20 protein-coding genes and 1 tRNA gene are annotated in these 19,936 nt (G+C 68.8%); 11 read left to right on the top strand and 10 right to left on the bottom strand.

What is annotated here, in order from left to right; translation table 11 throughout:
- Nucleotides 1-98 precede the first annotated feature (98 nt).
- Nucleotides 99-800: a DUF5324 family protein gene (locus ABZ865_RS17565; protein ID WP_361230812.1), complete on the bottom strand. Its 702-nt coding sequence runs from the start codon at nucleotides 798-800 to the stop codon at nucleotides 99-101.
- Between the two features lie 281 nt (nucleotides 801-1,081).
- Between ABZ865_RS17565 and ABZ865_RS17560 the strand changes: the two genes are divergently transcribed.
- Together ABZ865_RS17560 and ABZ865_RS17555 are read left to right on the top strand one after the other, a co-directional pair.
- Nucleotides 1,082-1,612 (top strand): peptidylprolyl isomerase, encoded by a 531-nt coding sequence (locus ABZ865_RS17560; protein WP_361230810.1) that lies wholly within the window; start codon nucleotides 1,082-1,084, stop codon nucleotides 1,610-1,612.
- Nucleotides 1,613-1,707: 95 nt separating this feature from the next.
- Nucleotides 1,708-2,598, top strand: coding sequence for a rhomboid family intramembrane serine protease (locus ABZ865_RS17555; protein ID WP_361230808.1), 891 nt, complete (start codon nucleotides 1,708-1,710; stop codon nucleotides 2,596-2,598).
- 260 nt (nucleotides 2,599-2,858) lie between these two features.
- Here the strand turns inward: ABZ865_RS17555 and crgA are convergent, their stop codons facing one another.
- On the bottom strand, nucleotides 2,859-3,113 hold the full coding sequence (gene crgA / locus ABZ865_RS17550) for a cell division protein CrgA (RefSeq protein ID WP_100827213.1): 255 nt from the start codon (nucleotides 3,111-3,113) through the stop codon (nucleotides 2,859-2,861).
- A 152-nt stretch (nucleotides 3,114-3,265) separates the two neighbouring features.
- On the opposite strand from crgA, the gene ABZ865_RS17545 reads away from it, so the two are divergent.
- The 7 genes from ABZ865_RS17545 (at nucleotide 3,266) to ABZ865_RS17515 (ending at nucleotide 8,443) form a co-directional block, all read left to right on the top strand.
- Nucleotides 3,266-4,054 carry a DUF881 domain-containing protein gene (locus tag ABZ865_RS17545; protein ID WP_361230805.1) on the top strand — a complete coding sequence of 263 codons (789 nt, stop codon included), beginning with the start codon at nucleotides 3,266-3,268 and terminating at the stop codon, nucleotides 4,052-4,054.
- Between the two features lie 31 nt (nucleotides 4,055-4,085).
- Nucleotides 4,086-4,778, top strand: coding sequence for a class E sortase (locus ABZ865_RS17540; RefSeq protein WP_361230803.1), 693 nt, complete (start codon nucleotides 4,086-4,088; stop codon nucleotides 4,776-4,778).
- A gap of 35 nt (nucleotides 4,779-4,813) precedes the next feature.
- Complete coding sequence (locus ABZ865_RS17535) at nucleotides 4,814-4,993, top strand: hypothetical protein (protein WP_361230801.1); 180 nt, start codon at nucleotides 4,814-4,816, stop codon at nucleotides 4,991-4,993.
- Nucleotides 4,990-5,631 carry an aminodeoxychorismate/anthranilate synthase component II gene (locus ABZ865_RS17530; RefSeq protein WP_361230799.1) on the top strand — a complete coding sequence of 214 codons (642 nt, stop codon included), beginning with the start codon at nucleotides 4,990-4,992 and terminating at the stop codon, nucleotides 5,629-5,631. Before ABZ865_RS17535 ends, ABZ865_RS17530 begins: the two co-directional genes overlap by 4 nt.
- Nucleotides 5,628-6,830, top strand: coding sequence for a class E sortase (locus ABZ865_RS17525; protein WP_361230797.1), 1,203 nt, complete (start codon nucleotides 5,628-5,630; stop codon nucleotides 6,828-6,830). The genes ABZ865_RS17530 and ABZ865_RS17525 overlap by 4 nt, the downstream gene beginning before the upstream one ends.
- Nucleotides 6,831-6,851: 21 nt before the next feature.
- Nucleotides 6,852-7,607, top strand: a complete 756-nt coding sequence (locus ABZ865_RS17520) for a class E sortase (RefSeq protein ID WP_361230794.1) — start codon at nucleotides 6,852-6,854, stop codon at nucleotides 7,605-7,607.
- A gap of 680 nt (nucleotides 7,608-8,287) precedes the next feature.
- Nucleotides 8,288-8,443, top strand: coding sequence for a hypothetical protein (locus tag ABZ865_RS17515; protein ID WP_361230792.1), 156 nt, complete (start codon nucleotides 8,288-8,290; stop codon nucleotides 8,441-8,443).
- Nucleotides 8,444-8,564: 121 nt separating this feature from the next.
- Here the strand turns inward: ABZ865_RS17515 and pknB are convergent, their stop codons facing one another.
- From pknB to ABZ865_RS17485, 6 genes are all read right to left on the bottom strand, one after another.
- Nucleotides 8,565-10,547: a Stk1 family PASTA domain-containing Ser/Thr kinase gene (gene pknB / locus ABZ865_RS17510; RefSeq protein ID WP_361230790.1), complete on the bottom strand. Its 1,983-nt coding sequence runs from the start codon at nucleotides 10,545-10,547 to the stop codon at nucleotides 8,565-8,567.
- A gap of 169 nt (nucleotides 10,548-10,716) precedes the next feature.
- Entirely contained in the window at nucleotides 10,717-12,192 is a 1,476-nt protein-coding gene (locus tag ABZ865_RS17505; RefSeq protein WP_361230788.1) for a penicillin-binding protein 2, read from the bottom strand.
- A 148-nt stretch (nucleotides 12,193-12,340) separates the two neighbouring features.
- Nucleotides 12,341-13,813 (bottom strand): FtsW/RodA/SpoVE family cell cycle protein, encoded by a 1,473-nt coding sequence (locus tag ABZ865_RS17500; RefSeq protein ID WP_361230786.1) that lies wholly within the window; start codon nucleotides 13,811-13,813, stop codon nucleotides 12,341-12,343.
- A gap of 27 nt (nucleotides 13,814-13,840) precedes the next feature.
- Nucleotides 13,841-15,406 (bottom strand): Stp1/IreP family PP2C-type Ser/Thr phosphatase, encoded by a 1,566-nt coding sequence (locus ABZ865_RS17495; RefSeq protein WP_361230784.1) that lies wholly within the window; start codon nucleotides 15,404-15,406, stop codon nucleotides 13,841-13,843.
- A 132-nt stretch (nucleotides 15,407-15,538) separates the two neighbouring features.
- Entirely contained in the window at nucleotides 15,539-16,069 is a 531-nt protein-coding gene (locus ABZ865_RS17490) for an FHA domain-containing protein (RefSeq protein ID WP_361230782.1), read from the bottom strand.
- Nucleotides 16,070-16,079: 10 nt separating this feature from the next.
- Nucleotides 16,080-16,931 (bottom strand): DUF3662 and FHA domain-containing protein, encoded by an 852-nt coding sequence (locus tag ABZ865_RS17485; protein ID WP_361230780.1) that lies wholly within the window; start codon nucleotides 16,929-16,931, stop codon nucleotides 16,080-16,082.
- Nucleotides 16,932-17,572: 641 nt separating this feature from the next.
- On the opposite strand from ABZ865_RS17485, the gene ABZ865_RS17480 reads away from it, so the two are divergent.
- Nucleotides 17,573-17,656, top strand: a tRNA-Leu gene (locus tag ABZ865_RS17480).
- A gap of 147 nt (nucleotides 17,657-17,803) precedes the next feature.
- Here the strand turns inward: ABZ865_RS17480 and ABZ865_RS17475 are convergent.
- Nucleotides 17,804-18,337, bottom strand: coding sequence for an NUDIX hydrolase (locus tag ABZ865_RS17475; RefSeq protein ID WP_361230778.1), 534 nt, complete (start codon nucleotides 18,335-18,337; stop codon nucleotides 17,804-17,806).
- A gap of 149 nt (nucleotides 18,338-18,486) precedes the next feature.
- Between ABZ865_RS17475 and ABZ865_RS17470 the strand changes: the two genes are divergently transcribed.
- Complete coding sequence (locus ABZ865_RS17470) at nucleotides 18,487-18,984, top strand: YbaK/EbsC family protein (RefSeq protein ID WP_361230776.1); 498 nt, start codon at nucleotides 18,487-18,489, stop codon at nucleotides 18,982-18,984.
- 10 nt (nucleotides 18,985-18,994) lie between these two features.
- Here the strand turns inward: ABZ865_RS17470 and ABZ865_RS17465 are convergent, their stop codons facing one another.
- Nucleotides 18,995-19,612, bottom strand: coding sequence for a LysE family transporter (locus tag ABZ865_RS17465; RefSeq protein ID WP_361230774.1), 618 nt, complete (start codon nucleotides 19,610-19,612; stop codon nucleotides 18,995-18,997).
- Between the last annotated feature and the right edge of the window lie 324 nt (nucleotides 19,613-19,936).

The following is a 19,936-nucleotide window of genomic DNA, read 5'->3' as shown; positions in this document are numbered from 1 at the left end:
CAGGCCTCGCCCTGCCCGATCCGCCCGGCGCGCGTTTCACGTGAAACACCGTGGGGCGGACGACCCACACGCGTCGTCCGCCCCACGGTTTCGCCGCCTCACCTGTCGTCGTCGCGGTCGGCGGACTCCTCCTCGTCCTGCTTCGCCTGAACCTCCGGGTCCAGTACCTGGGGGCCGGTGCCGTCGACCGAGCTGAGCCCGCCCGATTCGGGTACCTCCGTCGCGGCGGGCGGTTCCACCAGCCAGTCCGGGTTGGCCTGCTTGTCCCACCACTTCCAGGCCGCGAAGGCACCGCCCGCCAGCACGCCCACCAGCGCCAGGACCTTCACGGCGCGGCCGGCCCGGCTGCGGCGCTCGTTGCGCCGGGCCAGCTTCTGGATCTCCTTCGCCGAGACATTGCCGCGCAGCGCGGCCAGGGCGGCGGCGCCCCGCGAAGCGGCCTCGTCGGCCACCGGGCCGGCCGCCGCCATCGCCTGCTCGATCTTGGGACGGGAGTACTCGGCCGCCTGCCGGGCGGCCCTGCGGGTCAGGACGGCGGCGTCCTGCGCGGCCTGGTCCACCTTCGGCGGCACATGCGAACGGGCCTGTTCCAGACGCGGGGCGAGCCGGGCGTCGTACTGCACGCGGGCTTGCTCCGCGGCCTGCGACACCACGGGCGCGAGCCGTACGCGCGCCTCCTGAGCGTAGTGCGAGGCACGCTCCTTGGCCGTGTCGGCGTAGGGCGCCACCACTTCCGCGGCGTGCAGCACGCTGTCCTTCGCCGAACCGGTCGCGGCGCGCACGCTGTCGATGCGGGTCACGGGGTCCTCCTCCTCGGTGGCGTACGGTATTTCGACTTTCCACCCTTTTACGGATCATGCCTGTCCGAGGCCCGTGAGGCATGCGCGGGCGGGCATACGGGTGTCGATGGCTGCGTAAGCGACGTAATCCGGGCAACACGAGCCTTCGACGACATTGCCACGATTCGCCGCCGCGCGCTTCCCACCCGCCGGAACCCGCCGGAACTGACGCCTGCCCGGCGACGTCCGGGCCGGACCGTGCGAGGATCGGGGCATCACGGAAAGACAACGGAAGGCAGATCGTGGCCGAGCAGCTTTACGCCACCCTCAAGACCAACCACGGCGACATCGCGATCCGGCTGTTCCCGAACCACGCGCCGGTCACGGTCCGGAACTTCGTGGAGCTGGCCACGGGCGAGCGTGAGTGGAAGCACCCGGGCACCGGCGAGGTCACCCACGACAGGCTCTACGACGGCACGATCTTCCACCGGGTCATCGGCGGCTTCATGATCCAGGGCGGCGACCCCCTCGGCACCGGCATCGGCGGCCCCGGCTACGACTTCGCGGACGAGTTCCACCCCGACCTGAACTTCGGCAAGCCCTACCTGCTCGCCATGGCCAACGCCGGCCCCGGCACCAACGGCTCGCAGTTCTTCATCACGGTCTCCCCGACCACCTGGCTCAACCGCAAGCACACGATCTTCGGCGAGGTCGCCGACAAGGCGAGCCGGGAGGTCGTCGACGCCATCGCCGCCGTCCCGACCGGCCGCAACGACAAGCCGGTGAACGACGTCGTCATCGAGTCGGTCGTCGTGGAAAAGCGCGAGGGCTGAACGCCCGTAGGGAACCAAATGCCCCGCTCGTCCGTAAGGATGAGCGGGGCGGGGTCAATGCCGGGGGGACATCCCACGACGGACAAGGGGATCTCATGGAGCAGGCCGCAGGCAGCGCGCAGGACGACGCCCGGAGCCTGCCCGTGTGCTACCGGCACCCGGACCGCGAGACCGGCGTGCGCTGCACCCGCTGCGAGCGCCCCATCTGCCCCGAGTGCATGGTCAGCGCCTCGGTCGGCTTCCAGTGCCCGGACTGCGTCCGCGGCGGCTCCGGCACGGGCCATGCCCCGGCCGCGTCACGGCCCCGCACGATCGCCGGCGGCACCAGCACGGCGGATCCCCGGCTGGTCACCAAGCTGCTGATCGGCATCAACCTCGCCCTCTTCCTGGCGCAGCTGGCCGTGGGCGACAGCTTCACCGACCGCTTCTCGCTGATCGGACATGCCTACAGCCCCCACCTCACCGGGTTGCAGGGCGTCGCCGAGGGCCAGTACTACCGCCTGCTGACCTCGATGTTCCTGCACGGCGGGTACGTCCACATCCTGTTCAACATGCTCAGCCTGTGGTGGATCGGCGGCCCCCTGGAAGCCGTCCTCGGCCGCGCACGCTATCTCGCGCTCTACTGCGTCTCCGGCCTGTCCGGCGCCGCGCTCACCTATCTGCTCGCCGCGCCCAACCAGCCCTCGCTGGGCGCCTCCGGCGCGATCTTCGGCCTCTTCGGCGCGACCGCCGTCCTGATGCGCCGGCTGAACTACGACATGCGGCCGGTCATCGCGCTGCTGGTGGTCAACCTGATCATCACCTTCGGGGTGCCGCACATCGCCTGGGAGGCCCACATCGGCGGTCTCGTCGCCGGTGTCGCCGTCGGGTACGCCATGGTCCATGCCCCGCGCGAGCGGCGGACGCTGATCCAGTACGGCGCCTGCGCCCTCGTGCTCGCCGTGGTGGTGGTCCTCACGCTGGTCAGGACCGCTCAGCTCACCTGATACCGAACCGTTGTCCACAGTCTGTGCCGAATCTTGTGCACAGAGTGCGGGCACAGCTGTGCCCCCTGTCGCTCGGATGAGTTTCCGCAGGTCAGACAGGGGGCGCTGAGGTGTTCGAGGCCGGTAGGGCAGTCACACCGGCGTCAACGGCCGATGAGTTATCCACAGATCGTAGTCTTTTCCCCAGGGAGGGTGTGGACGGAGCTCAGGCCTGTGGATAACTCAGCGACGAGGCCCTGGGCAGAGCCCGCGCGGTCGCGTCACTTCCACTGCGTGGAGACACCGAAGCCGGCGGCGATGAAGCCGAAGCCGACCACGATGTTCCAGTTGTCCAGGCTGTCGATCGGCAGGGAGCCGTCGGTCACGTAGAAGACGACGATCCAGGCCAGGCCGATGAGGAACATGGCCAGCATGACCGGGGCGACCCAGGCGCGATTGCTGAGCTTGAGGGCCTGCGCCTGCTTCGCGGGCGGCGGCGTGTAGTCGGCCTTCTTGCGGATACGTGACTTCGGCACGAGGGTCTCTCCTGTCGATGCGCTGCGTGGCCGCGCAGGTAACTGGGTCGGGCTCGGGGCAGGGTACAAGCGGACAGTAAGGGCACACTCAGCGCTCCCCCGGGCGTCCGTTAGCGTAGTGCTTCCGCGGCGCCGAAGGAGATAAGGGTACGTTGAGCAATTCTGCCGACTCCCCCGGGACGGGATCAACGGGTTCCGGTCCCGCGCGCGGCCTGCGTTTCCCGCCGGTGCGCATCCTGACCGTGGCCGTCTTCGCCCTCGCCGGGCTCATCTTCTTCACCAGCTTCAACACGGCCAAGGGCACCGACATCCGCCAGGACGGCTCCCTGCTGAAGCTGTCCGACCTGATCCAGGAGCGCAGCCGCAAGAACAAGGAGCTGGACGAGTCCAACGGCACGCTGCGTGACGGTGTCGACGCGCTCGCCGAGAGCGACGACGGCAGCTCCAAGGAGCAGGACGAGCGGATCCGCGGCCTGGAGAAGAGCGCGGGCACCCAGCAGGTCACCGGCGACGCCGTGACCGTCACCCTCAACGACGCCCCGCCGAACGCCACGGCCAAGCTCCCCGGCTACCCCGAGCCGCAGCCCGACTACCTGGTCATCCACCAGCAGGACCTGCAGGCCGTGGTGAACGCGCTGTGGCAGGGCGGCGCCAAGGGCATCAAGGTCATGGACCAGCGGCTGATCTCCACCAGCGCGGTCCGCTGCGTCGGCAACACCCTGATCCTCCAGGGCCGCGTCTACTCGCCCCCGTACAAGATCACCGCGGTCGGCGACCCGGACCGGCTGAAGCAGGCGCTCGCGGCGAGCAAGGCGATCCAGACCTACATGGTGTACGTCAACGTCTACGGCCTCGGCTGGAAAGTCACCGACGACGGAACGGTGACTCTCCCCGGTTACTCGGGCACAGTGGATCTGCACTACGCGAAGCCAGTCGACTAGGACGTCTGGATCCCCCGGTCAGGAGCCGCCGGTGCGCGTGATCGTCAGGACCGTCAGCGAACTGTGCATCACCGTCGGCACGCTGATCGTGCTCTTCGTCGTCTACGTGCTGTTCTGGACCGGCGTGCGCGCCGACGGCGCCATGAGCGACCAGATCGACGAACTGCACCGGCAGTGGTCGCAGGGGAGCGTCCGGCCGACGACCACCGCCCCCGGCGAGCAGACGATCACCGCGACGCGGCCGGAGCCGTACCACTACGGCAGGCCCTTCGCGATCATGTACATCCCGCGGCTCGGTTCCACGTGGAACAAGCCGGTGCTGGAGGGCACCGGCACCGACGTCCTGCAGAAGGGCCTCGCCCACTACGCCGGGACCGCCCGCCTCGGCCAGGAGGGCAACTTCGCGGTCGCTGGCCACCGGCGCACCTACGGCGACCCCTTCAAGGACTTCCCGCGGCTGCGGCCGGGCGACGCGGTGGTGCTCACGGACGGTACGACCTGGTTCACGTATCGGATCGACAAAGGGCCCTACAAAACCGTTCCGGCGGACGTTGAGGTGATCGACCCTGTGCCACGTAAGTCGGGGTACACCCGTCCGGGCCGGTATCTGACGCTGACCACGTGCGATCCGGAGTGGGGGCACAGCCACCGGCTGATCGTCTGGGCGCACCTGGACGCCACACAGCCTGTGGAGTCAGGCCAACCGGAGGCGCTGCGCCGTTAGTCTGGTGCGGGTACGGCGTGAGTCAGGTGCCGTGGATGAACGGAAGGGACGGCATGTACGGCTGGATCTGGCGGCATCTGCCGGGGAACGCGTGGGTGAAGGCACTGATCTCATTCGTACTCGTCCTGGCTGTGGTCTACGTCCTCTTCCAGTACGTGTTCCCGTGGGCCGAACCACTGCTGCCCTTCAACGATGTGACGGTGGACAACCAGTGAGTACTGCACGGATTCTCGTCGTCGACAACTACGACAGCTTCGTCTTCAACCTCGTCCAGTACCTGTACCAACTGGGTGCCGAGTGCGAGGTGCTGCGCAACGACGAGGTGTCGACGGCCCATGCGCAGGACGGCTTCGACGGGGTGCTCCTGTCGCCCGGCCCGGGTACGCCGGAGGAGGCGGGCGTCTGCGTGGACATGGTCCGCCACTGCGCCGCGACCGGCGTCCCGGTGTTCGGGGTGTGCCTCGGCATGCAGTCGATGCAGGTGGCGTACGGCGGTGTGGTCGACCGGGCGCCCGAGCTGCTGCACGGCAAGACCTCCCTCGTCACGCACGAGGGCAAGGGCGTCTTCGCGGGGCTCCCCTCGCCCTTCACGGCGACCCGGTACCACTCCCTGGCCGCCGAACCGGCCACCGTGCCGGACGAGTTGGTGGTCACGGCCCGCACCGAGGACGGGATCATCATGGGGCTGCGCCACCGTGAACTCCCGGTCGAGGGTGTGCAGTTCCACCCCGAGTCGGTGCTGACCGAGCACGGGCACCGGATGCTGGCCAACTGGCTGGTGGAGTGCGGCGACAAGGATGCCGTGGCGAGGTCGGCGGGGCTCGCCCCGGTGGTGGGCAGGGCCACGGCGTGACCGCGCTGCGCCCCGAGCGCGAGGACTTGTACGGCGAGGTGCCGTACGAGTCCTACGGGCATGCCTCGCTCGCGGGCGCGGGTGATCATCCGACGGCGCAGCTGCCTTCCCTGGACGGGCAGGCGGCCGCGCCGTCGGCGTATGACGGCCAGTACGGCGGCGGCCAGTACGGCGCGCGGTACGGCGAACCGTACGGGGACCCGTACGCCCAGCGGTACGGCGGGCCGTACGACGGACCGCCGGGGGCGACCCGGGCCGCCGTCGACGAGGAGACGATGGCGCTGCGGATCCCCGGCCCTTCGCAGGGGCCGGAGAACGGCCTCCTGGGCGCCTCTGGGGCCTCTTCCGCCTCATCGGCCACAGCCGGCCCACTCGGTGGCCGTGCGGCCCGCAGAAGGGCCGCCAAGCGGGGAGGTGGCCGCCACGGCGGAGGCGGCCGGGAACCCGCGACGCCTCCTGGAGCCGGTGCCAGGGCGGGGCGGCCCCTGTCCCGGGTGGAGGCCCGGCGCCAGGCGCGGCTGCGCAGGCCGAGCCCGGCGGTCCTCGCGAGCCGGGCGATCGGCGAGGTGTTCATCACCACCGGCGTGCTGATGCTGCTGTTCGTCACCTACCAGCTGTGGTGGACGAACGTGCGCGCGCACGCGCAGGCCGGCCGGGAGACCAGCAACCTCCAGCACGACTGGGAGAGCGGCAAACGGGCGCCCGGTGTGTTCGAGCCGGGGCAGGGCTTCGCCATCCTGCACATCCCCAAGCTGGACGTGGTGGCACCGATCGCGGAGGGCGTCAGCAACAAGAAGGTGCTCGACAAGGGCATGGTCGGGCACTACGGCGAGGGCGATCTGAAGACGGCGATGCCGGACGCCAAGACGGGCAACTTCGGGCTGGCCGCGCACCGCAACACGCATGGTGAACCCTTCCGTTACATCAACAAGCTCACTCCGGGCGACCCGGTCGTGGTCGAGACCCAGGACACGTACTTCGTGTACAAGGTGACGTCGACGCTCCCGGTGACCCCGCCGTCCAACACCAGTGTGCTGAACCCGATTCCGCGGGGCTCCGGCTTCACCAAGCCGGGCCGCTACATCACACTCACCACCTGTACGCCGGAGTTCACCAGCAAGTACCGGCTGATCGTCTGGGGCAAGATGGTCGAGGAACGCCCGCGCAGCAAGGGCAAGCCGGACGCGCTCATCGAGTAGGCACCGAGGAACCGAGGAACTGTGGCAGCGACCGCCGACGACACCGAAGACCACACGGACGCGTCCGGTGCGGCGCCGCCCGCCCCGGGCCGTCGCCGGCCCGGCCGGATCGCCCTCGCGGTCAGCTTCCTCGGTGAACTCCTCATCACGGCGGGCCTGGTGCTCGGCCTGTTCGTCGTCTACTCCCTGTGGTGGACCAACGTGATAGCGGACCGCAAGGCGGACCGGCAGGCCGACAAGGTCCGCGACCACTGGGCGCACGCCACCGACGCCGGCCCCGGCGCGCTCGACACCAAGGACGGCATCGGCTTCCTGCACGTCCCGGCCATGAAGAACGGCGCGGTCCTGGTCGAGAAGGGCACGGGCACGGACGTCCTCAACGACGGCGTGGCCGGCTACTACACCGACCCGGTCAAGGCGGCCCTCCCCATGACCGGCAAGAAGGGCAACTTCACCCTCGCCGCCCACCGCGACGGCCACGGCGCGAAGTTCCACAACATCGACAAGCTGGAGGAAGGCGACCCGATCGTCTTCGAGACCAGGGACCACTGGTACGTCTACAAGGTCTTCTCGATCCTCCCGGAGACCTCGAAGTACAACGTCAAGGTCCTCTCCCAGATCCCCGAGGAGGCCGGCCGCGACAAGCCGGGCCACTACATCACCCTGACGACCTGCACCCCGGTGTACACGTCCCGCTACCGCTACGTGGTCTGGGGCGAACTGGTCCGCGTCGACAACGTCGACAGCAAGCGGACTCCGCCGAAGGAACTGCGCTGACCGAGGTACAACAGTAACTCTGGCGCCCGGACGTGATCATTTTCGGCCAGCCCACCGGGGCCAGTGACCGGGTGGCCGGTATCCCGCATCCGTGCGTACCGGTGCACGGTCCTCATATCGCCCCCACCAGCGCGGACGTCGAATCCGCGAGTCCGGTGGTGTGCAGATGGTGGATGACTTCCATGGCCTTACGGCCAGGCTTCTTCACGATTCCTCCGGATTAAGCCGCGGAGGATTATCTGGTTGAAATAGGCATGTACACGCCTAAGTGAAATGACCGAATATCGGTCAGCTGTGCGATATGGGTTTGTTGCCGCCAAGTATCTAGGTGATCATCTTTGATCACCGGAAGGTCTCATCTGGGCAAGGTTGGGCCACCGGCAACCAACAGGGAGAAAAACAGCATGAGAACGCGTTCGCGCATAGCCACCGTCTGCGGTGCCGGGGCCCTGGCCATGATCACGTTCACCGGTCAGGCATCCGCGGCGACGGCGGCGACGTCGACCACCGCCAGTTGCTCGACGACCGGGGCGAGCGGCAGCATGGGGGCGACCTGGCCCTCGGGGGACCAGTGGATGTACGGCGAGTTCAAGATTGCGCTGTCCGTTACGGATACGTACGCCGATGGGCACCACGTACGGGTCCGCTTCCTCAGCAAGCCGGTGGGGAGCACTGCCACCATGACGTGGCCGTGGCACTCCCTCACCACGGGCAAGGGCGACACCCTCACGGTCCCCACCACCGCTCAGAGCCCGTACGGCATTGTGGCGACGGGTGTCGAGGTGGCGCGCTTCGAGGGCAACAGCAAGCTCAACTCCTGCACCGACTGGTCCTGACCAGCGGCCGGACCGGGCTGCCCGCCCGTCGCCCGTATGGGCTGAAGAAGTGAGCCCCTGCCGGGATGTCCCGGCAGGGGCTCACTCATGGGGCTCGCTTCATGCGGGCCGCGCGGGGGCCTCAGCCTCCGACGCCGCCGAAGAGTGTGCCGCCGTTGTTGCCGTTGCCGTTGCCGCCCCCGCCAATAGTGAACAAGGTGACCGTGAAGCCCTTGTTGACGGTGGTGCCCTGGGGCGGGTTCGAGTTGAAGACGGTGGCGTTGTCGTCCTGGACGCCCTGGACGGCGACCTGCAGGCCCGCGTCCTCGAGCAGCTTCCTCGCGTCCTTGAGCGAGCGGCCCTGGACCTGCGGAACCTGCACCTGCTGGTCGCCCTGGTCGTCGCCGGCCTCGACGGTGAGCGTGACGGGCGTGTTCTTCTTGACCTGCGTGTTCACCGGCGGGTTGGACCCGGTGACCTTCCCGTCCCCGTTGTCGGGGTTGCAGGTCGGCACCAGGCCCAGCTGCTGGAGCGCGGCCTTGGCGTCGTTGCAGGACTGGCCGACGATGGTGTCGGGGATGGTGACCAGTTCCTCGGCCTTGGCGACCGTGAGGGTGATCGTGCTGCCCTTCTGGACTTCCTTGCCGAGCTCCAGGGACTGCTTGATGACGGTGCCCGCCGGCTGGGTCGAGACCTCTTCCTTCTTGAGGACGTTGAACTGGTACTTGTTGCTTTCCAGCAGCGTCTTGGCGGCGTCGAAGGTCTGGTTGAGGACGTTCGGTACCGCGACCTTCGGGGCGCCCTTGGAGATCACCAGGCTGATCGTCTGGTCCTTCTTGACGTCCGTGCCCGGCTTCGGGTCCTGGTCGCAGACCTTGTTCTTCGGCTGGTTCTCGCAGGACTCGTAGGTGGGGTCCGCCAGCTTCAGATGTGAGTTCTCGGCCATCTTCTGGGCGTCGGCATACGTGTTGCCGATGAAGTTCGGGGCCGGGAAGGGCTTGTCGGCGTTGTTGTCGCCGCTGAACGCCCACTTGCCGATCAGGATCGCGCCGACCAGGACCAGGATGCCCGCGACGACGAGAAGGATCGTGGAGGTGTTGTTCTTCTTCTGCTGACGGCGCCGGTCGGGGCGCTCGTCGTAGCCGTAGCCGCTGTCGTCGGGGCTCATCGGAGGCAGCATCGTCGTCGCCGCCGCGCCCGGCTCCTGGCGCAGGGCCGTCGTCGGCTGGTCGTCGGGGTAGCCGCCGTAGCCGACCGCGCCCAGCGCGGCGGTGGCGGCGACCGGCTGGCCGTCGAGGCAGGCCTCGATGTCGGCGCGCATCTCGTCGGCCGACTGGTAGCGATAGTTCGGGTCCTTGACCAGTGCCTTCAGGACGATGGCGTCCATCTCGGGCGTGATCTCGGGGTCGAAGACGGACGGCGCCTGGGGCTCTTCCCGGACGTGCTGGTAGGCCACGGCCACCGGGGAGTCGCCGACGAAGGGCGGGCGGACCGTCAGCAGCTCGTAGAGGAGGCAGCCCGTCGAGTACAGGTCCGAGCGGGCGTCGACCTGCTCGCCCTTCGCCTGCTCCGGAGAGAGGTACTGGGCGGTGCCGATCACGGCCGCGGTCTGGGTCATGGTCATGCCGGAGTCGCCCATGGCGCGGGCGATGCCGAAGTCCATGACCTTGACCTGGCCGTTGCGCGTCAGCATGACGTTGGCCGGCTTGATGTCCCGGTGCACGATGCCGTTGCGGTGGGCGTACTCGAGACCCTGAAGGATGCCGACGGTCATCTCCATGGCGCGCTCCGGCAGCAGCTTGCGGCCGCTGTGAAGAAGCTCACGGAGTGTGGAGCCGTCGACGTACTCCATCACGATGTACGGGATCGAGACCCCGTCGATGTAGTCCTCGCCCGTGTCGTAGACCGCGACGATCGCGGGGTGGTTGAGCGAGGCGGCCGACTGGGCCTCCCGGCGGAACCTGGCCTGGAAGGACGGGTCGCGCGCGAGGTCCGCGCGCAGCGTCTTCACCGCCACGGTGCGGCCGAGCCTGGTGTCATGCGCGAGATAGACCTCGGCCATGCCACCACGGCCGAGCACCTGGCCCAGCTCGTACCGGCCGCCGAGGCGACGCGGCTCTTCCATAGCTACCTACCAGCCCTCTCCGTCGGTCCCGGCCGCACGTTCGTGTGCGGTCGAGGCTGCCGTCCGGGCCTACCGTACCCGGCTCGTTCTGTGTGACCTGGCCAAGCCCGTTATCCGATACAGGACCGGTATCGCAACGTGCACCGATGTGAAGGGGACGTGAGCGGGGTCACTTCTTGGCGTTGATGACCGCCTCCATGACGCTCTTGGCGATCGGCGCAGCCAGGCCGCCGCCGGAGATGTCGTCACGGTTGGCGTTGTCGTCCTCGATCACCACGGCCACGGCGACCGGCTTGCTGTTGTCGGGGAGCTTGGCGTAGGAGATGAACCACGCGTAGGGGTTCTCGCTGTTCTCCACGCCGTGCTGGGCGGTACCGGTCTTGCCGCCGACGATGACGCCGTTGATCCGCGCGTTCGTGCCGGTGCCCTCCTTGACGACCGTCTCCATCATCGACTGCAGGATCTGCGCGTTCGCCGGCGTCAGCGGGCGGCTCAGCTCCTTCGGCTCGGTCTTCTCGACCGGGTCGAGGTTGGAGGACTGCAGTTCGTCGACCATGTACGGCTTCATCAGCTTGCCGTCGTTGGCGACGGCGGAGGCGACCATGGCCATCTGCAGCGGGGTGGCGGCGGTGTTGTACTGGCCGATGGAGGACAGCGCGGTCTGCGACTCGTTCATGTTGTCGGAGAACACCGAGGCGTTGGCACGGACCGGGGTGAACTGCTCCGCGTCGAAGCCGAACTTCTTGGCCTCTTCCAGCATCTTGTCGTTGCCGAGGTCGGCGCCGATCTTGCCGAAGACGGTGTTGCAGGAGTACCGCAGCGCGACCCGCATGGTCGCGTTCTTGCAGGGGATGCTGCCCTCGTTCTTCAGCTCGGTCCGGGTGCCCGGCATGACCCACGGCAGCGGCGAGTCGGTCTTCTGGTCGGCCGAGGTGTACTTGCCGTTCTCCAGAGCGGCCGCGGCGGTGACCACCTTGAAGGTGGAGCCCGGCGGGTAGGTCTCGCGCAGCGCCCGGTTCAGCATCGGGTCGGACGGGTCGTTCTTCTTCTGGAGCTTGTTCCAGGCCGCGGAGTCGCTGTTGCGGTCGCCGGCGAAGCTCGAGGGGTCGTACGACGGGTAGGAGGCCAGCGCCAGGATCTTGCCCGTGGAGGGCTCCAGGGCGACCACGGCGCCCTTGCCGCCCTGCCGCTTGAGGCCGTCGAAGGCGGCCTTCTGCGCGGCCGAGTTGAGCGTGGTGACCACGTTGCCGCCCTGCTTGGGCTTGCCCGTGATCATGTCGAGGGTGTTGCGGAAGAAGAGCCGGTCGTCGTTGCCGGTGAGGATGCCGTCGTCGATCTTCTCCAGGAAGTTGCCGTCGAAGGCCTGCGAGGAGTAGCCGGTGACCGGGGCCCACATGGGCCCGTTCTTGTAGGTGCGCTTGTACTTGTAGTCGCCGGCCTTGGTCTCGACCGAGCCCGTTATCGGGTCGCCGTCGACGACGATGTCGCCGCGCGGGTAGGCGTACCGCTCGATGGCGACGCGGCGGTTGGCCGGGTCGGTGCGCAGCTTGTCGGCCTGGACGTACTGGAGCCAGTTGTCGCGGATCAGCAGCGCCAGGACGAGCAGTCCGCAGAAGATCGCGATGCGACGCAGGGGCTTGTTCACGTCCGGCCTTTCCACAAACCAACAGGGGCGCCTGTTGCTTCGGTCTCTCGGTGTCGCGGGTGCTGGCGCTCGTCCTCGGCGGCCCACAGTCTAGGGGCCGGTCCTGTCCCGTCGGCACGGGACAGGGATCGTCGCGGAGTGGTCACGGTCACCCCGCGCTGGGGCCGGTGCCGCCGGGCCGCACCACCTGGGTCATCTCGGCGTCGGGGTTGGCGGCGGGGCTGGGAGCGGGCCGGCGGGCGGTGTCGCTGATGCGGATCAGGATGCCGATGAGCGCCCAGTTGGCCAGCACGGAGGAACCGCCGTACGCGAGGAACGGCATGGTCATACCGGTCAGCGGGATGAGACCCATCACACCGCCGGCGACGACGAACACCTGGAGGGCGAAGGCGCCGGACAGGCCGACGGCGAGCAGCTTGCCGAACGGGTCGCGGGCGGCGAGGGCGGTGCGCACGCCGCGCTCCACGATCAGCCCGTAGATCAGCAGGATCGCCATCAGGCCGGCCAGGCCCAGCTCCTCGCCGAAGGTGGCGAGGATGAAGTCGGAGTTCGCGGCGAACCGGATCAGCTCGGAGTGGCCCTGGCCCCAGCCGGTGCCGAGGGTGCCGCCGGAGCCGAAGGCCCACAGGGCCTGCATGGCCTGCTCGGAGTGGAGTGTGCCGTCGTGGACCCCGGCGCGGCTGAGGTTGAACTCCTTCATCGGGTCGAGCCACGCCTGCACACGCGTCTGGATGTGCGGTTCGAAGCTCGCCACGCCGACGGCGCCGACCGCGGACATCAGCAGACCGAAGACGATCCAGCTGGTCCGCTCGGTGGCGACGTACAGCATGATCACGAACATGCCGAAGAACAGCAGGGAGGTACCGAGGTCGGTCTCGAAGACGAGGATGAGGATCGAGATCGCCCAGACGACCAGGATGGGGCCGAGGTCGCGGCCGCGCGGCAGGTAGAGGCCCATGAAGCGGCGGCTGGCGAGGGCCAGCGCGTCCCGCTTGACCATCAGGTAACCGGCGAAGAAGACGGCGAGGACGATCTTCGCGAACTCACCGGGCTGCAGCGTGCCCATGCCGGGGACCCTGATCCAGATCTTGGCGCCGAAGACGTCGGCGCCGAGGCCCGGCACCAGCGGCAGGACGAGCAGGATCAGGGCGCAGAACATCGAGATGTACGTGTAGCGCTGAAGGACGCGGTGGTCCTTCAGGAAGATCAGCACGACGACGAACAGGGCGATGCCCAGCGCGGTGTACAGCAGCTGGCGGGGCGCGGCCGTGACGAAGGTGGGCAGCGACTGCAGCAGCTTGGACTGGTCCAGGCGCCAGATCGCGACCAGGCCGAGCCCGTTGAGCAGGGTGGCCAGCGGCAGCAGCAGCGGGTCGGCGTACGGGGCGAACTTCCGTACGACGAGATGGGCGATGCCGGCCAGCAGGCCGAGGCCCAGACCGTACGCCAGCAGCCCCGCGGGCACCTGGCCGTCGAGGGCCAGGCCCACGTTGGCGTAGGCGAACACCGGGATGGCCACGGCGAAGACCAGCAGGGCCAGCTCGGTGTTGCGGCGGCTCGGCGCGCCGATGGCGCCGATCGTGGACGTATGGTGCGTCGGCGAATTCGTAGTACTGCTCATCGTGTGACGGGGCCTCTCACGGCTTGCTCACTGCTTGCCGCACTGATCGACGACCTGCTTCTCAGCCTCGGAGAGGCTCGGGCCAGGGCTGGGAGTGGCGGTCGCGGACGGGGGCGTGGACTTCGGGGACGTCGAGGAGGACGCCGACGGGTTCGGGCTCGGTGACGCCTTGGACGTAAGAGAGGTCCGGGTGGTTCCCGTGGTTCCCGTGGTGCCCTTGGTCTCGCCGAGGCTCGTCTTGGCGTTCTTGTCGGTCGCGGCCCTGTCGTTCTCGGCGGCCTGGCGCTCCGCCTGCTTCCGGCACGCGGAGGCCTGGACGGCCAGTGCGTCGATCTTCGTCTCGGCCTGCTGCAGACCGCCCGCCGTGATCGTGTTCTTGACCTGCTTCTGCTGGTAGGCCGGCAGGTACTTGAGTTCGATCTCGGGGTGGTCCTTCTCCACCTTCGACAGGGACACCCACGCCAGGTCCTGGCTGATGCCCCGGTACAGCGCCACGTGCTCGCCGCTCGCGCCGACGTAGTACTGCGTCTGCGTCCAGCGGTAGCCGCCGTAGAGGCCGCCGCCGAGCACGGCGAGGGCGAGGCCGCCGTAGAGCGACCGCTTCAGCCACTTGCGGCTCTTGCGCGGCTTGACGAAGTCCTCGTCGGTGTAGTCGCCGAAGCTGCCCGTGGGGACGAAACCGGTGGTGTCGCCGGAGCCGGGCGGGCCGAACTCGCCGCCGCCCTGTCCGCGGCCCTGCCGGCCGAGGTGGGAGGCGCGGCCGGCCGGGGTCTGCATGATCCCGTTGTCGTGCAGGTGGTGCTGGTTCTCGGCGACGGCGCCGACCACGACCGGGGTGTCGGACAGCTGCCCGGCGAGCGTGTCACCGGTGTCCAGGTCGAGGACGTCGGCGACGATCACCGTGATGTTGTCGGGGCCGCCGCCGCGCAGAGCGAGCTGGATCAGCTCCTGCACGGTCTCCTGGGGGCCCTGGTAGCTGGCGAGGGTCTCCTCCATCGTCTGGTGGGAGACGACGCCGGACAGGCCGTCGGAGCAGATCAGATAGCGGTCGCCGGCCCGGACCTCGCGGATCGACAGGTCGGGCTCGACGTGGTCGCCGCTGCCCAGCGCGCGCATCAGCAGGGAGCGCTGCGGGTGGGTGGTGGCCTCTTCCTCGGTGATCCGGCCCTCGTCGACCAGCCGCTGCACCCAGGTGTGGTCCTGGGTGATCTGGGTGAGCACTCCGTCACGGAGCAGATACGCGCGGGAGTCGCCGACGTGCACGAGGCCGAGCCGCTGCCCGGTCCACAGCAGCGCGGTGAGGGTCGTCCCCATGCCTTCGAGCTGGGGATCCTCCTCCACCATGGCGCGCAGCTGGTCGTTGGCGCGCTGCACGGCGACGCCGAGGGAGGTGAGGATGTCGGAGCCGGGCACGTCGTCGTCGAGCGTGACCAGCGTGGAGATCACCTCGGAGGAGGCGACCTCGCCGGCCGCCTGGCCGCCCATGCCGTCGGCGATGGCGAGCAGGCGCGGACCGGCGTAACCGGAGTCCTCGTTGCCCTCCCGGATCATGCCTTTGTGCGATCCGGCGGCGAAGCGCAGTGACAGACTCATGCGCACCTCGCCCGTCGGCTCCGAATGCAGCCGGTCGTGTCGAGCCACACTGCCCACCCTCCGGTCGGGAGCGCGCCGGGGACCGGGGTGCGGTCCGCCGTTGCGTGCTCGCTCCGCTCGCTCATTGTCGTACTACTTCCGCAGCTCGATGACGGTTTTGCCGATGCGGATCGGTGCGCCCAGCGGGATCGGTACGGGGGTCGTCAGCCGGGACCGGTCCAGGTAGGTGCCGTTGGTGGAGCCGAGATCCTCGACGATCCACTGGCCGTCGCGGTCCGGGTAGATCCTGGCATGCCTGCTGGAGGCGTAGTCGTCGTCCAGCACGATCGTGGAGTCGTGCGCCCGGCCCAGGGTGATGGTCTGGCCCTGCAGCGCCACGGTGGTGCCGGTCAGGGTGCCCTCGGTCACGACCAGCTTGGTGGGGGCGTTACGGCCGCGTCGGCCGCCACCGCCCTGCTGCGCGCGCTGCTGCGGGGGCGCGGCCTGCTGCCGGGCCGCCTGCTGCGGACGTGCGGCCTCCCGGCGCGCGCCTCGCTGCGACCCGCGCTGGGTGACCCGCGTACCGAACAGGTCGCTGCGGATGACCTGCACGGCCACGATCACGAACAGCCACAGTACGGCCAGGAAACCCAGCCGCATGACCGTGAGGGTCAGCTCTGACATTGCCCCCGCTTCACCCTTCGGCTTGCCTATAGATAACGGTGGTGCTGCCCACGACGATCCGCGAGCCGTCGCGGAGCGTAGCGCGGGTGGTGTGCTGCCCGTCCACCACGATGCCGTTGGTGGAGCCGAGATCCTGGATCGTCGAGGGCGTTCCGGTCCGGATCTCGCAGTGCCGGCGCGAGACGCCGGGGTCGTCGATCCGCACGTCGGCGTCGGTGCTGCGGCCCAGCACCAGCGTCGGACGGGAGATCTGGTGGCGGGCGCCGTTGATCTCGATCCAGTAGCGGGTGCGTCCGCCGCCCGCCGGGGCGGCCGCGGGCCGCTGCGGGGAGGACTGGGGGTAGCCGTAGCCGCCGGGGCGGGCGCCGGGCGGCGGCGTGGACGGCATGGGGGGCGCGCCTGCGGGCGGGTAGCCGTAGCCGCCGCCCGGGGCGCCCTGCGCGGGCCGGCCGGGGGCCGCCGGGGCGGCGGGGGCCTGCTGGCTGCTGGAGGAGGCGAGCGTACGGCTGCGCACCCGGTACAGGCCGGTGTCGAGGTCGTTCGCCTTCTCCAGGTTGACCTTGATCGGGCCCATGAAGGTGTAGCGCTGCTGCTTGGCGTAGTCGCGCACCATGCCGGCCAGCTCGTCGCCGAGCTGCCCGGAGTAGGGGCTGAGCCGCTCGAAGTCCGGGGCGCTCAGCTCCACGATGAAGTCGTTGGGTACGACGGTCCGATCGCGGTTCCAGATGGTCGCGTTGTTGTCGCACTCGCGCTGGAGCGCGCCGGCGATCTCCACGGGCTGGACCTCGGACTTGAAGACCTTGGCGAAGGTGCCGTTGACCAGACCTTCGAGACGTTGCTCGAACTTCTTCAGGACTCCCACGGGGCACCTCCTCCGTCGCTGCCGTTCTTGCCGTCGTCGTGCTCGGTCGTGCTGTGCACTGCTGTGTGTACTGCCGTGTCCTGCGTGCTCTCTACCGCCGCCTTGCCCGGTACTGCCTACTGATCGTATCTACGCGTCGCGCAATCAGCCGGTTCCCCGGCGGCTCCCCTTCGAACTCTCCGGGCCGAACTCTCCGGGCAAGGATCGTAGAGGGGGCCGAAGTCCAGTGTCCCGCACCCGGCGGTACACCCGGTCCGCCTCCTGGGGAGATGCCCGGGACCGGTACGAGGTTGATACGTGAACAAGCACTCACGGAGACGTGGAGGGGGCGGATGGGGCGGGTGCGGCCGGTGGGGCGCTTGGGGCCGGGGAGATGGGGGCGGGGACGGAGGTCGCAGGGTTGGGGCGAGAGGCCGCGGGGGCGCGGGCCGGTGAGCCGGTGGGCAGGCGGGCCGCCGGCAGGTGGGCGGAGGGCGGTGGAGGGCCGGGACGGGCCAGGACGGGGCGGTGGCCTGGGGGTTCTCCCTGTCCGGAGGCGGGGTGGAGGGAAAGGGATGTGAACCCACCCCGTACGGCGTGCTAATGTTCTCGATGTCGGAAGGGGCCGGCCCGCAAGGGAAGCACCGGAAGACACACCCAATGCGCGGGTGGCGGAATAGGCAGACGCGCTGGATTCAGGTTCCAGTGCCCGCAAGGGCGTGGGGGTTCAACTCCCCCCTCGCGCACAACAAAGGGCGGCATCGCTAAGGCGATGCCGCCCTTGCTCGTTGTCGCCGGATGTGACGCTTCTCTCGGGCCGGGCGGCCGCTCTCTTCGAACGGACGGTCGGCTGGGGTGCGGCACCATGTGAGGAAGCTCTCAGGTGGGGGCGGTCAGCGAACCGTCTCGTCGAGAAGCAGTGCCATGATCCCGACAAGCGTCGCGCTGCTGACGATCTCCCGCCGCTCGATCATGCCGCGCAGCTCGCTCAGGGGGATCCACTCCAGTCGGTCCGACTCGTTGCGTTCCGTGGGCTCGCCGACGCGCTGTGCCCCGTCCGCGCGGAACACGAAGTGCTGGGAGTCGGTGATCCCGGCCGCGGGCTGAGCGTAGATCAGCTCTCGCAGCTCGCGCGGGCGCCAGCCCGTCTCCTCCTCCAGTTCCCGGGCGGCGGCCGTCGCCGGCGTCTCCCCGTCCTCGACCAGGCCCATGGGCAGTTCCCAGGCCCAGGTGTCCGTGACGAAGCGGTGACGCCACATCATCAGGACGCGCTGACGCTCGTCCACGGCCGCGGTCACGGCGAGGTCGCGCAGCCGGACCACGTGGTAGTCGGTCCGGGTGCCGTCGGGCTGTACGACGTCCAGCGCGCGCACCCGTACCCACGGGGTGTCGTACAGGGTGTGTTCACCGTGCACGGTCCATCGCATCTGGAATCTGCCTTTCGTATCCGGGCGCGTCGTTCCGGAGCGTCATCCGGTGTGCTGCGGCGGCGATGGAGCAGGTGGGTGGCCTCGTTCGGACGTAGGGTCAACTCTAGGTGCTGTATTCCCAGTTGAAATGTGGATCAGGAGGATCGATGGCAGCGGACGACACCTATGACACCTACGGCAAGCTGCTCACCCTGCTCGACGAGCACACGGCCGCCTACCGGGTGATCGAGCACGCTCCGGAGGGCGGCACCGAGGCGGTCAGCCTGCTCCGCGGCCACGAACTCGCCCAAGCCGCCAAGTGCATCATCGTGATGGTGAAGATCGGCAAGAAGGAGAAGCGCTACGCGCTGGTCGTCGTACCGGGCGACAAACGGATCGACATCGCCGCGGTGAAGGCGCTGTACGGCGGTACGTACGCCTCCTTCGCCTCCGCCGACATCGCCGAGGAACTCGCCGGCTCGCCGAGCGGCACGATCCTGCCCTTCTCCTTCGACGAACGGCTGGAACTCATCGTCGACCCCGGTCTGTTGGAGCACCCCGAGTTCTACTTCAACGCGGCCCGGCTCGACCGGTCGCTCGCGCTGTCCACGGCGGACTACCGGGCCGTCGCCGAGCCCCGGGTGGAGGCGGTGGCTCTGGGCTGAGCCGTCCTCACTAGGCGGACGGGGTGAGTGCGAGGGCCATGCCCAGGCCGACCAGGACGGTGCCGATCACCTTGTTCAGCACCGTCTGGCGGCGCAGCAGCCGGGTGCGCAGGCCGTGGTGGGAGAAGAGGACCGCGGCCAGCGAGAACCAGACCAGGTGCGCGAAGGACATGAACAGGCCGTACCCCATCTGCTGGGCGACCGGGGTGTCGGCGCTCACCACCACCTGGGTGTAGGTGCTGAGCACGAAGAGCATGGTCTTCGGGTTGAGCGCGTTCGTCAGGAACCCGGTGCGCAGCGCCCCGGCCCGCGACAGCCCGTTGCCGTCGGAGAGGTCGATGTCCACCTGGGCCTTCGTGACGAACGTCTTGTACCCGATGAACACCAGGTAGGCGGCGCCGATCAGCTTCATCGCCGTGAACAGCGCCGGGGTGCGCGACACCAGCAGGCCCACACCGAGCATGGTGTAGGTGACGTGGACAAGGACGCCGAGCGAGATGCCGACCGCCGCGAGGACGCCGGCGGTGCGTCCGTACAGATAGCTGTTGCGGACGGTCATCGCGAAGTCCGCACCCGGACTGATGACGGCCAGGACGGTGATGACCGCCACGGCGATGATCTGCCCCATTGCCCCGCTCCCCGCTTCCTGTTGCTGTCAGGGCTTGTGACGGTAGGTGATCACCAGGACGTCCCGCGAGGCCGGGTCGGCGGAGTCCGGCCGGAGCAGCGCGTTTTCGGAACGCTCCAGGAGAAGCTGCTTCACCCAAGAATTCCTCAATTTTGGAGTCGCATGGTGAAGAGGGATCAGAGGGATAAGAGGGGGAAAGGTATTTCGGCTGAACCTGCGAGATGAATCAGAGAAATTCAGGCCGCCGAAATTCAGCCGCATTCTTATTTCGCGCACGTACGCGGGGCAGTCGGCTGTGACGGGTGATGCCGTGGAGGGTGTCAC

Source organism: Streptomyces sp. NPDC047085, assembly GCF_040643735.1.
In the GTDB taxonomy this organism is placed as follows: Bacteria; Actinomycetota; Actinomycetes; order Streptomycetales; family Streptomycetaceae; genus Streptomyces.
This window is presented reverse-complemented; position numbering and strand designations above follow the sequence as displayed.